The following is a 16,009-nucleotide window of genomic DNA, read 5'->3' as shown; positions in this document are numbered from 1 at the left end:
CCCCTCCCCACCGGGAGAGGGGGAACGATTACGCTTGTTCGACGGCGACCCGCAGTGCTTCCAGCGCGTTACCCGCGGCTTTCAGCACCTGCTCACACTGTTCCATTGTTAGCGTCAGCGGCGGTTCTATGCGAATGGTTTTCGCGTTATTGAGCGTCCCGGCAACCAGTACCCGCTGGCGGAACATCTCACTGGCAAAGTTGTAGCCCGTTTCATTATCCACAAACTCGATCGCCATCAGCATCCCGCGACCGCGCGCATCCTGCACCAGATTGGGATATTTGCGTCCCAGCGCCCTGAAGCCATCCAGCAGGACGTCGCCTTTCTGTTCAGCCTGCGCAGGCAGGTTCTCTTCCAGCAGCACATTGATGGTTGCCAGCGCAGCCGCACAGGCCAGCGGGTTACCGCCAAAGGTGGTGGTATGCAGGAAGGGGTTATCAAACAGAACGGAGAATACCTCCTGCGTGGCGATGGTCGCGCCAATCGGCATCACACCGCCGCCCAGCGCTTTGGCGAGGCACAGAATGTCCGGCTGCACGTTTTCATGCTCGCAGGCGAACATTTTGCCGGTACGTCCCATACCGGTTTGCACTTCATCAAAGATAAGCAGTGCGCCAAATTCGTCGCACAGTTTACGCACCGCAGGCAGATAGCCTTGTGGCGGCAGAATTACCCCACCTTCGCCCTGAATGGGTTCCAGGATCACGGCAGCAACATCATCGCCCGTTTTATGGCATTCGCTCAGTAACGTGCGCATGGCCTCAATATCGCCGAAGGGGACATGACGGAAGCCCGGCAGCAGCGGCATAAAGGGTTTGCGGAAGGTCGATTTCGCTGTCGCAGAGAGCGCCCCTAACGACTTGCCGTGGAACGCGCCGCTAGTGGCGACAAAGGTAAATTTGCCGCGCGGCGATTGGTACGCTTTGGCAAGTTTTAACGCAGCTTCGACGGACTCCGTCCCGCTGTTGCTAAAGAAGCTGTATTTCAGTTTGCCAGGGGCGAGCGCCGCCAGCGTTTTTGCCAGCATCGCCCGTAGCGGGTCGAGAAGTTCCTGGCTATGCAGAGGTTGTTTGGCGAGTTGATTCTGTACGGCGGAAACCACAACTGGATTACGGTGCCCCACATTGAATATTCCAAAACCACCCAGGCAATCTAAGTACTCCTGTCCCTGGGTGTCGACAAGCGTATTCAAACTGCTCGCTTGCCATTCTACGGCTCCGTAATCCCCGCCGGCGGTAACAGATTTTCGATACTCTAAAAACCCCGGATTAACATGCTCTTTAAAGTAGTCCACCACCTCTCGGTTTAATGCTTTCATCTCCTCATGATCAAGCGTTCGCTTCTCAATGAGATTTAATGCGTGAGCGCTGCACGCTAAAGCCGATGCGCTGGAAGGTAACCTGTTCAAAATGTGCTCCAGGGGCTCGCGTATCACATGATACCGATTTAAGTATTGCAGGGATTACGCCACTTCGGCTTGTGTTACAAAAATCGGGATAAACGCCAGGGCAACAGGGGGTTGTGCAAGATTTAATCGTCCCGTTTCGTTGAAATATCGCTATCTTCGTGATTAAAATTTGAACGATGGCAACGGTTTTATGCGGATTATGCGCCATGGTGGTGCAAAGAGTGCCCAATAACGGAGCATGACCGTTTAGGGTTATTACGTGATTTCATACTGAAATTATTAAAATCAGCGAGTTACAGGGCATACAAAAAATGCGGTTTTAGCGTGAATTGCGATCTAAATCAAATTTAACAACTAAAGATAAATCCATTATCGCCGAAATAACATTCGCAATAATTTTTAACAGACATATAACCTGCCAAGGATGCCATCATGCCTTCTCCGCTTTATGTTAGTCAGCGACTTTTTCCGCTGGATGACGACATCACTCTTATGTCAACAACCGACGTGCACAGTTACATCACCCACGCAAATGATGCGTTTGTCCAGGCCAGCGGATACCCTCTGGAAGCGTTACAGGGCCAGCCGCACAATCTGGTTCGTCACCCGGATATGCCCAAAGCCGCGTTTGCCGATATGTGGTATACGCTCAAACAGGGAGAACCCTGGAGCGGAATTGTTAAAAACCGACGTAAAAATGGCGACCATTATTGGGTGCGCGCCAACGCGATCCCGATGGTGCGTGATGGGCAACTTACCGGGTACATGTCGATTCGCACCCGCGCGACGGACGATGAGATTGCCGCCGTTGAACCACTGTACAACGCGTTAAATGAAGGACGCTGTAATAAGCGGATCCATAAGGGGCTGGTGGTAAGCAAAGGGTGGTGGGGAAACCTGCGCGCCATGCCGCTTCGCTGGCGTGCCCGGAGCGTGATGGTGTGCGCCTGGGTTGCACAACTGATGGGGTTGTGGCTGGCGGATAGCAGCGCACTGGCATTGATGGTCAGTACACTGGCGATGCTGGCAGGCGGGATGGCGTTTGAGTGGCAAATCGTTCGACCGGCGGAAAACGTTGCTCGCCAGGCGCTGAGCGTTGCAACCGGGGAGCGTAACAGTGTACAACCGCTCAACCGTAGTGATGAATTGGGGCTTGCGCTACGTGCGGTCGGGCAACTGGGGTTAATGTGTCGCTGGTTGATCCACGATGTCTCCAGCCAGGTCAACAGCGTGCGTAAAGGCAGTGAAACGCTGGCCAAAGGTAACGATGATCTCAATGCGCGTACCCGCGCGACGGTCGACAACGTTCAGCAAACCGTAGCGACCATGAGCCAGATGGCTGCATCGGTGCAGACCAGTTCGCAAACCGCGTCGGCAGCGGACCAACTCTCCAGCTCCGCTAGCAGTGCGGCGTCGCACGGCGGAAAAGTGATGGAAACGGTGGTGAAAACCATGGATGAGATTGCCAACAGTACGCAGCGCATTGGTTCAATTACCGCGCTGATTAATGACATCGCTTTCCAGACCAATATCCTGGCATTGAACGCGGCAGTTGAAGCTGCCCGCGCCGGGGAGCAGGGCAAAGGGTTTGCTGTTGTCGCCGGGGAGGTTCGCCACCTGGCCAGCCGCAGTGCCAATGCGGCCAATGATATTCGCAAGCTTATCGACGCCAGCGCCAGCAAAGTACAGTCTGGCTACGAGCAGGTGCATGCCGCAGGCCAGACCATGGATGATATTGTTAATCAGGTGCAGAACGTGACGGCTCTGATTGGGCAAATCAGCCAGTCGGCATCCGAGCAGGCAGCGGGGCTTTCCGAGCTGACGCGCGCGGTCTCTGAACTGGATGCCATTACCCAACAGAACGCCGGGTTAGTTGAAGAGAGTGCGACGGTGTCGGCGATGGTGCAGCATCGCGCCGGGCGTTTACAGGATGCCGTTTCTGTATTGCATTAACCCCTCTAAGCGAATTAAAAACCACCAGGAGATATTCTGGTGGTTTTTTTGTCTATAACCATAATAAAAGTGCGTTTTATTATGTAATAGTATTATTCTTCCTTTGTTAAATTATTATTAAATATAATTGGAATTGTGAAGCATTAATAAACATCAAAGACTGTAACTTAATTATTAATTAAATCCGGTTAAGTTGTAGTAAATACATTGTTCTTATCAATTTTTCCGTACATATAACGATCGATGCAATGGGATTAATCGCCTGTAACTATCGGTTTATTCAATAAGTAATTAAAAAAACGATCAAACTCATAAAGTTAGCGTTTCGGTTACCGATAACGTTAGGTGGTTGCTTTCTTTTTAAACGCACCAGGGACTTAAGCTCGCCTTTTCGATTAGGGGCACGCGCTTTCCTCAGCAAAATAATCAATCCCATGGAGAATATATGTTTTTACATGACGTAAAAATCGGCACGAAATTATTTCTGGCATTCGGCTTTTTTATTGTGTTGATGGTAGTAAGTTCCTGCCTTTCACTACTCAGCCTGAATCGTGCAAATAATGGCATGCAAGAGATTGTTCATAATGACTATCCCACCACTGTCAAAGCGAACGATTTGATCGATAATTTCAATGCCTTCGTGAACACCCAGCAAATGATGTTGCTCGACAATGATGGCAGATGGACGACGGAAACGCAGAAACAGCTCGCCGACATCAGCAGTCACGTTACCTCCCTCCTTGAAGACCTGTCGAAAAACCTGCCGGACCGCGAATCACAAAAAGTTCTTTCTGATATCCGCACCGTACGCCAGCAGTATCTTGATTCCCGCTTCCGCATCCTTGATGCGGTGAAGAAAAACGACCGTGCGGCGGCGATTGAAGAGATGATGACCAACACGGTCAGGATTCAAAACGCCTATAAAGAGAAAGTGATGGCATTGATTGCTATACAGGACAAACAGATACGCACGGCAGGCGCTCAGGTACAAAATGACTTCAGCACCAACCGCTTAATGCTGATCCTGCTTGCGGTATTCAGCATTGGTATGGGAAGCCTGATGGGCTGGTATATCGTGCGCATGATCACCCGCCCGTTGGGTGAAGCGGTCGTTTTTGCCGAAGCGATTGCCGATGGTGATTTAACCCGCACCATTGATGTTCGTCATCGCGACGAAACCGGTATCCTTCTGCATGCCTTGATGGAAATGAAAAACCGCCTGGTTGAGATTGTCCACCAGGTGCAAAACGGCTCTGAAAGCATTTCCAGCGCAGCAGCGCAGATCGTAGCGGGTAACCAGGATCTGGCGGCAAGAACCGAAGAACAGGCCAGCTCCGTTGAGCAAACGGCCGCCTCGATGGAACAGATCACGGCAACGGTGAAAAACACCGCCGATCATACATCGGAAGCGTCGCAGCTCTCTGCGGGTGCGGCAACGGTAGTGAAAAACAATGGCGAGATGATGAAGCAGGTGACGGAAAAAATGCGCGTCATTAACGACACGTCTAACCGCATGTCCGACATTATCAACCTGATCGATTCCATTGCGTTCCAGACCAATATCCTTGCACTTAACGCCGCGGTAGAAGCCGCACGGGCCGGTGAGCATGGCCGTGGCTTTGCGGTAGTGGCAGGCGAAGTCCGTCAACTGGCGCAGAAAAGCGCTTCATCGGCGAACGAGATCCGTCATCTGATCGAAAGTTCAGCCAGCCAGACCCGCGAGGGGATGTCGCTGGTGGAAAAAGCCAGTGCGCTGATTAACGGTATGGTGACGAACGTTGAAGAGATGGATGTGATCCTGCGTGAGATTGGCCAGGCAAGCCGGGAGCAAACCGACGGCATTTCGCAGATCAACAGCGCCATCGGGCTGATTGACTCCACCACCCAGCAGAACTCCAGCCTGGTGGAAGAGTCTGTTGCGGCGGCGGCAGCGCTAAATGAACAGGCGCTGCACCTGCATGAGCTGGTACAGGTGTTCCGTCTGCGCGATATGCCCGCGTCGGCTTAATCCAGTTGTGAAATATCCAGCGCTGCGCGGTCGATAATGCCGATGATCTGCTTTAGCTGCGTGGCGCTGAGTTCCCCCTGATTGACGCGTAAATCCAGTACCGCTTTGAAATTCTCCAGCGCGCGTTTCATCTGTGGGTCTCGGCGTAACTGATAGCCTACATTACGGGCTTTAATGCGCGCCTGAATTTGCGCCAGTTGCGTCTGATTTTCCTCCAGCCAGCGCAGCCCCTCTGCGGTAATGGCTATTTTCCGGCGCCCGCTCTCTTCATCACTGATGGCAATCAACTGCTGATCCTGCAAAAAATCCAGTGTTGGATAGATAACACCAGCGCTTGGCGTGTAGTTGCCTTGCGTCAGGGTTTCAATCTCTTTAATCAACTCATAACCGTGGCTGGCGTTGTGCGCCAGCAGGTGCAAAATAACCAACCGCAATTCGCCATGACCAAAAAAGCGCTGGCGGCGGCCGCCACCGTGGTGGTGCCCCTCGTTACTGTTACCGTGATGATGCCGCATACACCTCTCCTGTTATTTGATATATCTAATTTATATCTAAAATTACTTTTCAGACAATCTTTAAAACCTTTATTTTTCTTAATATACTGATAAATATAGTAATTATTTTACACTTTAACGAACTGTGCGCTTTGTCTTGTCTATATCATAAAAAGCGCTTGCCTTCTTTCTAATCAACAATCATTATCATTTGCACAATATTTAGATATATCGTATTCAACGCTACGAAGGCCGACTATGACTACCAACCCACAGCGTTATCCGCAGCGCGTACGCAATGCGCTGCGCTTTCGTGAATTAACTGTACTGCGCGTAGAGCGCCCGGGCGTTGGCTTCCAGCGTGTGGTGCTGGGCGGCGAGCAACTGGAGGGGTTTTCCTCCCGCGGATTTGACGATCACACCAAAGTTTTTTTCCCGCAGCCGGGCACATCGTTTGTGCCACCAGTTGTGACAGATGAAGGGATTGTCTGGGGCGACGGGCCGCGTCCGGCTTCCCGCGACTATACACCGCTGTATGATGCCGGGCGTCATGAGCTGCTGCTGGATTTCTATATCCATGATGGCGGAGTGGCGAGCCAGTGGGCGCTAAAGGCACAGGTTGGCGATAAGCTGACCATTGGCGGACCGCGCGGTTCGCTGGTTGTGCCGGAAGATTATGCCTGGCAGCTCTATGTGTGTGATGAGTCCGGCATGCCAGCGCTGCGCCGTCGCCTGGAAGGGATAAGCCAGCTTGCTGCGCGCCCGAACGTCATGGCGGTGGTCACGATTGATAATGCTGCGTATCAGGACTACCTGGCGCATCTGAGCGGTTTTGATATCCAGTGGGTGATTGGCCATAACCCGCAGGCGGTGGCTGACAAGCTGGCGGCCCTGGCGGTACCGGATGAAGATTATTTTATCTGGCTGACCGGGGAGGGCGATGCGGTGAAATCACTGATGGGCCGCTTTGAGGGTAACGGTATCGATCAGCAATTGGTGCGTGCGCAGGCGTACTGGCACAAAAAGTAGCGAGCAGGCCCGGTGGGTGACCGGGCTTACTGCTTTCAGGCGACTTCGTCGTACTCCGCCTCGCTGACTTGCTGCTCCAGCGTCTGACGCAATTCTGTCAGTGCTTTTTCCTGCTGGCGGAAGTAGGTTTCCTGATCGCCGAGTGTTGACACCAGTTGCCAGGTCTCCTCTTTTTCCAACGCGGCGAGTTCCTCAATCAGCGTTGCGATATGTTGTTTCACCTCGACGATACGCTGACGTAAACGTTGCAGATCGTTTAAACGATCGCTGGCCATCATGGGGTCTAAGCCTTGTTGCAGACGGGTCAGCAAAGAGCGAATGGCGCTCAGGTCGCCACGCTCGCGCGCCTGGTTCAGCTGCACCATCATGCCATGGGCCTCGTTTTTCAGCTCATTATCCACCAGATCCGGGTGGCAGAGTTTACTCGCCTGACGCCACAGCCGTTTCAGCTCAGTGCGCTCGTCTTCCGTCATTTTTTGTTCAAAACTGAAGCGTTTTTCGGCATCGTGCTGCTGTTCCTGATGGTTTTCGTACTCCTGGCGTGCCTCGTCACGGGCATGGCGAGTCGGTTCGTCTTCACGCGTGAGGCCGCTTTCCAGCTCCAGCGCTTCGGCCAGCAGAGAGGCAATCAGGTCGTTTTGCTGCTGTAAATGTTTACGCGCTTCAGCGGCTTGTATGGAGTGAGGCGGCATACTTTCCCAACGCTGAGTCAGCATCACCAGAACATTGACCGCCTGCGACAGGTATTTCTGGCAACGCTGATAATCCGCTTCACGGCGGCGCGCTTCGGCTTCCTGGCGGCGGACGGCGGCTTCGGCGAGGGTTTTGCGCAAGTTCAGGATCTGCGACATCAGTGGCCCAAGGCGGGTCATGTACAGGTCGTTGAACTCATCCAGCAACTGGATGCGGGCGTTACGTTTATCAATCAGCTCCCGCAATTGTTCTTCCAGGGCTTTCAGCTCCAGTTTGCTGGCGGATACCTGCGGATCTGACCAGGCGACCACCGAGCGCTGATTCTGCAGCCACTCCGTGATAACACGCATCGCATCACTGTAGTTTTTCGCTTCAAGCGCCTGGACAATGAAGGCTAATTCCGGGTCCGTGACTTCCGCTTTGAGTAAGGGAAGCTGACTATGGATGATCCCGTCATCCTCCAGTTCAATGGCGTATTTGATGATTTCAAGCCGTTTTATAGGTTTGTTCATGGCGTTTCGTCAAAGCGCGTAATGAGTCTGTTAATGGGAGTTGTTCATCAGATCTGGACCACGACTATGAAGCTCGCAATCGTCCGGCTCCATATTACATGCGCCCCCTTTCAATGCGTAGTCTTTCTGTGAAAATTGCGTTTACGGCCTCTTTTCCATGCGAAATGCGTAAAAAGTTGCGTTATGGCAAAGCAGATAATTACCGCGCAGCGGAACGTTTTCTGCTGCCGATAAGACCTCACCCTTATCTGCCGGACGCGGCATAACATTAACCAGGCGTTGTGCTGTCAGGCAGCCCGCGTACCCGTATCGGCTCTTTAATGGCCTCTGCACTTAGCAGCCGCTGAAGGGCAGAGATAGCGGTGTCGGTAAGTTCATGCCCTTTCGTCAGCACCATCAAACCGTTCGTGGTGCGGATATCTTCATCCACCACCCAGCCAGGCATCAGTTCACGAATTCGCGCAGAGCGTACGCCGGTGACATTGGTGCGGAAATCCGAAAGGGATTTAATGATATAGTCCGGCAACGCGGGGCTTGCGGCGCGCAGGATCTCCCAGGGACGCTCCAGACTCCATCCGCGTGCGGCATGGCGTTCCAGTTCAAGGGCTGCACGCAGTAAATGCGAACCGCGCAACACTTCGAGGGGCACATTGGGTGCAGGCTCTTTCGCCTGATGACGAATGATTTCAGCCACCAGTTCAAGACGCGGGATATTTCCAACCAGACGGGCGGCAACTTCCGGATGCCCCACCAACAGTTTCCTCTCTTCTTCCGAGAGTTTGCGCTGGGCTGCGTCGGCTTGCACGATGTCGGCGGGAATGCCGACGCAACCGATTTGACTCAATGAGGCGGCGATAGTGTATATCCACTCATCGTGCCACTCCAGTTTTGGCAATGCGTGACGGACGCAGGATTGGGCGAAGGCTGCTCGCTGGAACGCCCAGGGCGCTACCATGGCGAGCACTTCCGTCAGCGTTTTCACCGAGGCGGTGAGGGTGGTGGCCAGCAACTCTTTTTCTGCACGGACGAGACGATACTGACGAACAGCGTCGTTGAGCGTCGCAATCAATTCCTCTTTCGGGCAGGGTTTACACAGGTAGCGGAAAATAGCCCCTTTGTTGATGGCCGCAATGGAGGATGTGACATCGGCTTGCCCGGTGAGGAGGAGCCGCACGCTATCGGGAGAAAGCTCCCGCGCTTTGGCCAGAAAGGTCGCCCCGTCCATGTTGGGCATGCGCATGTCCGACATGATCACAGCAAAAGGTTCTCCCCAGCGAATCGCATCCAGTCCCGCTTCCCCACTCGGTGCGACGACCACGTCAAATTCACCAAACAGGTTTCGTTCTATCGCTGCGAGTACATTGGGTTCATCGTCGACGCACAGCACCCGGGGTAAGGCGGTATCAGTCATGAGGAGTGTCCTGTAGGGTGGCAAGCATTTGCTGCCATAAAGGTAGCTGGTTCAGCATGCCTGTCTGTTCGAGATAATCCCGATCCGGCAGGGTGTGATTGGCCAGCGCGACCGCGACGTGCACGATACCGAGCGCGTCAAAAACACCGTTTGTGGAACGGGAAGGCTGAGCGTGGCCCGCCACAATCTCCACAATGTCCATGGGTAAGCCCCATAGCGCCAGCAGATAAGCGCCCACAGCGGAACGCAGGGGAATATTGTCGCGCGCGAGAGGGGATTCGCCGCCGTCCTCACGCATTTCCGGGATCAGCAATGCAATATTGGCCAACAGCGCAGCGGTAGGTTCCAGCCCCTGATGCCCGGCGATACGCTCAGCCAGTTTGGAGGCGAGAAGGGCGCGGTGTTGCAGTTGTTCAACGTACGGATCGGCTTTCGCATCGGCAAAAAACTGGGAGGCCAGCACCAGCAGCTTTACTTGTTCCAGCCCCAGATGGGTAATGGCGCTGCCAATATCATGAATTTTCCCTCCCCGGCTGAACCATGCTGAATTGGCAAGCTGCATGATTTTGGCGCTTAGCGCAGGGTCGCTGGCCAGGCGTTCTGCGATCTGCCGGGTATCACTGTCGGGGCGGGCGATGAGCTGGCAGACTTCGGTAAACACTTTAGGTGAGGCGGGCAACTGGTTAATACGCCCGATAATCCCGAGCACGGCAGGATCTTTAAACATATCGCGTAACGCCAGGGCACTGCCGATCATCGTGAACAACGCTGCACTGTCGCAGGGTTTGGCCACAAATCGGTGCGCGACGTCCAGCATTCGCCGGGTGGCATCAGGTTCGGAGTAACCGGAGAGGATAATGCGTATTGTGCCAGGCCAGCGATCGCGCACCTGGGCCAGTAATTCTGCGCCGTCCATAAAAGGCATGCGCATATCGGACACCACCACGTCCGCCGGCGTCTCTTCCAGCATTGCCAGCGCCTCAGGGCCGCTGGTGGCGAAGCGACTCTCCCAGTCGGCATCGTGCATCATGATGGCCCGCTCAATACCTGACAGCACCCTGCTTTCGTCATCCACGAACATCACTTGCATGCCGGATCATCCTCCTTGCTGCTGCGTAGCGGAAACTGCAGGATAAACGTTGAGCCGACGCCCTCTTGCGACTCGCAACGGATCTGTCCATCGTGTTTGTCTACCACCGTTGAGTACACAATCGCCAGCCCTTGCCCTGTTCCTTTTCCCACGGCCTTAGTGGTAAAGAAGGGATCGAAAATGCGGTCGCGGATCGCCGCCGGGATACCACTGCCATCGTCGTTGACGCGGATTTCCAGATAATCACCGTTCTGTTGCGCAGAAATGGTGATGCGGCCTTTCTCTTTGATGCCTTCCTTCAGCGTGTCCGCAATAGCATGCGCGGCGTTAACCACCAGGTTGAGGATAGCCTGGCCCACCATATCGCGCAGGCAAGGTAGCTGGGGTAAATCGTCGCTGAAATGGGTTTCAAGATCGGCCACGTACTTCCATTCGTTGCGGGCCACAGTCACCGTGGTATTGATGATTTCGCGTATATCCACCCGCTCCTTCACATTTTGCGAAGGGTGTGAGAACTCTTTCATGGCGGCGACGATTCTGGCGATATGGCCAAGGCCTTCGAGTGATTCGTCCAGCGCACCTGGGATCTGGCGGCGCAAAAAGTCTAACTTCGTGCGCTTGAGCGTCGCGTCAAATTCCGCCATGGCAGGCTCATCGGCCAGTTTCCCACGCGCGACATCGGCCAGCGCAAGAGCCGCATCAAGCAGCGTTAACAGCGTAGCATTCGCACTTTTAACAAAGCCGACGTTGTCAGAGACATACTGGGTCGGCGTGTTGATTTCATGGGCGATACCGGCGGCAAGTTGGCCGATAGACTCCATTTTTTGCGCCTGAAGCAGCTGCGTTTGGGTAATGCGCAACTCAGCCAGCGCTTTTTCCAGTTCGTGTCGCTCGTTTTCCAGCTCCATTGTCTTACGGGCGACCACTTTTTCCAGCCCCACATTCTGCTCCAGAATGGCGAACGGCGTGGCGTGGCTGTGTCGGGCTTCTTGTGCGATGCGGCGTTTCAGGACGTCGATGGTCTTGTCCCGAGCGATGAGCTTGCGCTCATAATCCGCGAGAGAAAGGCCGGTTGGGGAGGCTTCGGGAAAGGCGGACATAGTGATTAACCTCCAATGGCAACACCTGTAAATGTCTGGTTTACATGCAGCCCGTTATATTGCTCGCCGTAAGTTGAGAACCCCACCACCCTGTTCTGCACCATAATTTCGCCGATCTGTTGCTCAAGCCCCTCTTTTTCGAACTGGAGACGGCGCAGGATGCAATCACAGCCGATGATGACAGCGGGATCCGGGATGGTTTCACGCACTCTGTCAAAGGCCTGGCTAAAGGTCTGAATGGGATCTTCGGCAATGCCGATCGACACGATCAACCCTTCTTCAATGGCGCAATAACAAGTAAGAGAGAGGTCCGCGTTCATTTTCTGGATCGAACGAACGTAAGGCTCGTCGCCGAAAGAGAGAACCAGTGGGTTTCGGGAGAAGACCGTTGGTGTTAATTCATCGACAGTCAGGCCAAGAGACTCCGCATACACCTGTGCGGCAGGTTCGCCGTTGATCTCGAGAATAAGCCGTTTCTCGGCATCGGCCTCGGTGATAACCAGTTCCACGTCGCTGGGTTCGAAATGCTGGATCTTAAAGGTGGCGACCGGAGAGCTGGTTTCGATAACGGCAAAAACGGCGGCATCAGAGACGAAATGCCCGTTGCCATCATAGACGTAGCTTTTTTCGAAACGTAAATCGTCGCCTGCGGATCCCCCCACGATAGGAACATTGCCTATCTGCTGATACAGGTTCGCGACAAGACGTTCTTCGGCCATCGAAAGACCATCGACCAGCAGCAGGCCGAAACGGTGCAGGTTGGGTCTCTCCTGACTGTCGCGACGAATGGTTTCGGCAATGTCGGTGATGACGGCGGTGTATTCAATCAGCGGGTGGATGATAAAAGTGCGGGCGCGAAAACCACCGCCTAATCCAAGCCCCAGTAGCCCGGAGTGCTGGAAACCTTCTGTGCCAATGTGACCTGAGGAAGTACAACCGATGCAGGGACAGGAGAAGGTGCTTTTTAACGCCCGGCCTAGAGCCTCCAGATCATAATCCGGAGAGCAGAAGAAAATAACAGTTTCGATTTCGTCGTGACCGATCTGTTCAGCAAACTCGGCCACTGCCTGAACCGGATCCGGAGACTCGCTACTTGCATATCTGGGTTGGAAATTCACGGCATCATCTCCCCATTCTGAACAGCTATCTTCACGTCTGTACTCGCCTGGTCCAGTACATCGTCAACTGTCCCGATGATGGAAGATTAGGAGTTGGACCCGTAAATAGCAAATCTGCAGGGCTATAATTTGACAGGCTTTTTTGCTTATATTTTTCTTCTATAACGCGGGGCGTTTATCGTTCTTACGGTGAGGGTGGGCAACAAGATCGGAGAGGGGAAACCGGCGAAGATTTATGATGTGCTGAAATCACTTCGGCGCAAGCATTGAGTTTTGTATAAATTTCCATTTACGACAGGTAAAGCGCCAGTGAAAAACAAATCGTAAATCTTTAGCACCGTTATGACGGTGAGACACTTTTGAGACATTCGAGGAAAAGGTAAAACAAATTACATTAAGAAAGTGCAGGTAACTTATTGAAGGTAATTAGAAAATTTGGTGGCCCCTGCTGGACTTGAACCAGCGACCAAGCGATTATGAGTCGCCTGCTCTAACCACTGAGCTAAGGGGCCGTGGCGGGGAATTATAAAGTAACTTACCCACGCAATCCAGCGGGAATCGCCTGGCTGATGTTTTTATAAACAACCTATTTTCAATCTCTTATACTGGCTTTTACGGCATTCATCAGGAGGTGGGTATGATCCACGATATTCTGGAGCCGGGGTTGCGGGTGGTGTTTTGCGGTATCAACCCTGGCAAGTCTTCCGCCCATACGGGTTTTCACTTTGCTCACCCGGGGAATCGCTTCTGGAAAGTGATCCACCAGGCGGGCTTTACTGATACCTTGTTGCGTCCGGAAGATGAACGGCATCTGCTTGATACTCGCTGTGGTATCACCATGCTGGTCGAACGCCCGACCGTGCAGGCAAGCGAAGTGGATCTTCATGAACTGCGTAACGGTGGCAGGGAACTGATCAAGAAGATCGAAGATTACCAACCCGCTGCGTTAGCGATCCTCGGTAAAAATGCCTTTGAGCAGGCATTCAGCGTGCGCGGCGCGCCCTGGGGCAAACAGGCTATTACCATTGGCGTCACGCAGGTTTGGGTGTTGCCGAACCCCAGCGGGCTCAACCGCGCAACGCTGGATAAATTGGTGCAATCTTACCGGGAACTGGATGAGGCACTGGTCACGCGAGGACTTTAATGCGTTGGATAGGAAACAAAAAAGGCTTCCATCGCTGGAAGCCTTTTAGCATTACGGCATAACAACTTAATCGTCGAGGAAGCTACGCAGCACTTCAGAACGGCTCGGGTGGCGCAGTTTGCGCAGCGCCTTCGCTTCGATCTGACGAATACGTTCGCGGGTAACGTCAAACTGTTTACCCACTTCTTCCAGCGTGTGGTCGGTATTCATGTCAATACCAAAGCGCATACGCAGGACTTTCGCTTCACGGGCGGTCAGGCCAGCCAGAACATCGTGCGTGGCAGCGCGCAGGCTCTCAGTCGTGGCAGAATCCAGCGGCAGCTCGAGGGTGGTATCCTCAATGAAATCGCCCAGATGCGAATCTTCATCATCACCAATCGGTGTTTCCATGGAGATAGGCTCTTTGGCGATTTTGAGCACTTTGCGGATTTTGTCTTCCGGCATCAGCATGCGCTCAGCCAGCTCTTCCGGCGTCGGTTCACGCCCCATTTCCTGCAGCATCTGGCGGGAGATACGGTTGAGCTTGTTGATGGTCTCAATCATATGCACCGGAATACGGATGGTACGCGCCTGATCCGCGATAGAGCGGGTGATCGCCTGACGGATCCACCAGGTTGCATAGGTGGAGAACTTATAGCCGCGGCGGTATTCAAACTTGTCTACCGCTTTCATCAGACCGATGTTGCCTTCCTGAATCAGATCGAGGAACTGCAGACCGCGGTTGGTGTATTTCTTGGCGATAGAGATAACCAGACGCAGGTTCGCTTCTACCATCTCTTTCTTCGCACGGCGGGCTTTCGCTTCGCCGATGGACATGCGACGGTTGATGTCTTTAACCTGCTCGATGGTCAGGCCGGTTTCTTCTTCGATCTGTTGCAACTTCAGCAGTGCGCGTTGTACTTCTTCGGTCACTTCGTGCAGTTTTTCCGACCACGGTTTGTTCATGGCCAACGCAGCGTTGAACCAGGTTTCGCTGGTTTCATTGCCGGTGAACAACGTAATGAAGTTCTTCTTCGGCATTTTGCACTGCTCAACGCACAGCTTCATGATGATGCGTTCCTGGGTACGCACGCGATCCATCATGGTGCGCATGCTGTTAACCAGGTAGTCGAACTGTTTCGGTACCAGACGGAACTGCTTGAACACTTCAGACAGCTTCAGGATCTCTTCCTGAGCGGCAGCGTGGCTGCGGCCTTTTGCTTTGATGGTGTCGCGGGTCAGTTCGTACTGGGTACGCAGTTCGGCGAATTTCTCGCGCGCCAGCTCCGGGTCGATGCTGTTATCGTCATCGCTGTTATCGTCGCTGTCATCTTCGTCTTCATCATCGTCATCGTCGTCCATCTCCTCGCTGGAGAGTTCAGAACCGACGTGGGTCGCCGTAGGCGCCATGTCTTCTTCCGCATTGGGATCGACGAAACCGGTGATCAGATCAGACAGACGCGCTTGCTCTGCTTCAACGCGGTCGTATTGTTCCAGCAGATAAGTAATGGCTTCCGGGTACTCGGCAACGGAGCACTGAACCTGGTTAATCCCGTCTTCGATACGTTTAGCGATGTCGATTTCGCCTTCGCGGGTCAGCAGTTCAACGGTACCCATTTCGCGCATGTACATACGCACCGGGTCGGTTGTCCGCCCGATTTCAGACTCAACGCTGGAAAGTACCTGCGCAGCAGCTTCTTCCGCATCTTCGTCGGTGTTGTTGGAGTTTTCAGCCAGCAACAGATCATCGGCATCCGGTGCTTCTTCCATCACCTGGATGCCCATATCGTTGATCATTTGGATGATGTCTTCGATCTGATCGGAGTCGACGATATCTTCCGGCAGATGGTCATTGACCTCGGCATAGGTCAGATAGCCTTGCTCCTTACCACGGGTGACAAGAAGCTTCAGCTGTGACTGCGGGTTTTGCTCCATAAGACGGTATCCACACTTAAATTCATGAGGGTTGGTGTCGGTCGGCGAAATAAACCGCCAACATTTAACGCGAGGGTGTATTTATATTTTTGCCGCTGGCCCTCATCGCGGCTGTCGGGATCTACCCGAACGATT

The 16,009-nt window shown here is 53.5% G+C and carries 12 protein-coding genes and 1 tRNA gene; 4 read left to right on the top strand and 9 right to left on the bottom strand.

The genetic code is table 11. The features are described 5' to 3' along the window. Positions 1–28 precede the first annotated feature (28 nt). Positions 29–1,408: a putrescine aminotransferase gene (gene ygjG, locus GA0061071_RS20365; protein WP_167352672.1), complete on the bottom strand. Its 1,380-nt coding sequence runs from the start codon at positions 1,406–1,408 to the stop codon at positions 29–31. 432 nt (positions 1,409–1,840) lie between these two features. Between ygjG and GA0061071_RS20360 the strand changes: the two genes are divergently transcribed. Together GA0061071_RS20360 and GA0061071_RS20355 are read left to right on the top strand one after the other, a co-directional pair. Continuing rightward, a complete protein-coding gene (locus tag GA0061071_RS20360; protein WP_088237689.1) occupies positions 1,841–3,361 on the top strand; it encodes a methyl-accepting chemotaxis protein in 1,521 nt (506 codons plus the stop codon). Between the two features lie 445 nt (positions 3,362–3,806). Continuing rightward, entirely contained in the window at positions 3,807–5,369 is a 1,563-nt protein-coding gene (locus GA0061071_RS20355) for a methyl-accepting chemotaxis protein (protein WP_061493077.1), read from the top strand. On the opposite strand, the gene GA0061071_RS20350 is transcribed toward GA0061071_RS20355, so the two are convergent. Next, positions 5,366–5,884: a PadR family transcriptional regulator gene (locus GA0061071_RS20350; RefSeq protein WP_088237690.1), complete on the bottom strand. Its 519-nt coding sequence runs from the start codon at positions 5,882–5,884 to the stop codon at positions 5,366–5,368. The genes GA0061071_RS20355 and GA0061071_RS20350 overlap by 4 nt on opposite strands. Before the next feature lie 237 nt (positions 5,885–6,121). Here GA0061071_RS20350 and GA0061071_RS20345 point away from each other — a divergent pair, with 237 nt between their 5' ends. Continuing rightward, positions 6,122–6,892 carry a siderophore-interacting protein gene (locus GA0061071_RS20345; protein WP_061493079.1) on the top strand — a complete coding sequence of 257 codons (771 nt, stop codon included), beginning with the start codon at positions 6,122–6,124 and terminating at the stop codon, positions 6,890–6,892. 35 nt (positions 6,893–6,927) lie between these two features. On the opposite strand, the gene GA0061071_RS20340 is transcribed toward GA0061071_RS20345, so the two are convergent. The 6 genes from GA0061071_RS20340 to GA0061071_RS20315 form a co-directional block, all read right to left on the bottom strand. Further along, positions 6,928–8,097, bottom strand: a complete 1,170-nt coding sequence (locus GA0061071_RS20340; protein WP_061493080.1) for a hypothetical protein — start codon at positions 8,095–8,097, stop codon at positions 6,928–6,930. 268 nt (positions 8,098–8,365) lie between these two features. Then, the gene (locus GA0061071_RS20335; protein ID WP_061493081.1) at positions 8,366–9,508 is read right to left on the bottom strand and encodes a response regulator; all 1,143 of its coding nucleotides are present in this window, start codon (positions 9,506–9,508) and stop codon (positions 8,366–8,368) included. Beyond that, the gene (locus GA0061071_RS20330; RefSeq protein WP_061493082.1) at positions 9,501–10,598 is read right to left on the bottom strand and encodes an HDOD domain-containing protein; all 1,098 of its coding nucleotides are present in this window, start codon (positions 10,596–10,598) and stop codon (positions 9,501–9,503) included. The genes GA0061071_RS20335 and GA0061071_RS20330 overlap by 8 nt, the downstream gene beginning before the upstream one ends. Next, positions 10,589–11,698, bottom strand: coding sequence for a sensor histidine kinase (locus GA0061071_RS20325; protein ID WP_088237691.1), 1,110 nt, complete (start codon positions 11,696–11,698; stop codon positions 10,589–10,591). Before GA0061071_RS20325 ends, GA0061071_RS20330 begins: the two co-directional genes overlap by 10 nt. 5 nt (positions 11,699–11,703) lie before the next feature. Then, complete coding sequence (locus GA0061071_RS20320) at positions 11,704–12,816, bottom strand: FIST N-terminal domain-containing protein (protein WP_088237692.1); 1,113 nt, start codon at positions 12,814–12,816, stop codon at positions 11,704–11,706. Between the two features lie 436 nt (positions 12,817–13,252). Then, positions 13,253–13,328, bottom strand: a tRNA-Ile gene (locus GA0061071_RS20315). Positions 13,329–13,453: 125 nt separating this feature from the next. Between GA0061071_RS20315 and mug the strand changes: the two genes are divergently transcribed. Continuing rightward, positions 13,454–13,960, top strand: coding sequence for a G/U mismatch-specific DNA glycosylase (gene mug / locus GA0061071_RS20310; RefSeq protein WP_061493085.1), 507 nt, complete (start codon positions 13,454–13,456; stop codon positions 13,958–13,960). A 66-nt stretch (positions 13,961–14,026) separates the two neighbouring features. Here mug and rpoD read toward each other — a convergent pair whose 3' ends face one another. Next, positions 14,027–15,874: an RNA polymerase sigma factor RpoD gene (rpoD, locus tag GA0061071_RS20305; protein WP_061493086.1), complete on the bottom strand. Its 1,848-nt coding sequence runs from the start codon at positions 15,872–15,874 to the stop codon at positions 14,027–14,029. Between the last annotated feature and the right edge of the window lie 135 nt (positions 15,875–16,009).

Source organism: Kosakonia oryzendophytica, assembly GCF_900094925.1.
In the GTDB taxonomy this organism is placed as follows: Bacteria; Pseudomonadota; Gammaproteobacteria; order Enterobacterales; family Enterobacteriaceae; genus Kosakonia; species Kosakonia oryzendophytica.
The sequence above is the reverse complement of the archived record's forward strand: the minus strand, read 5'-3'. Positions and strand labels throughout refer to the sequence as shown.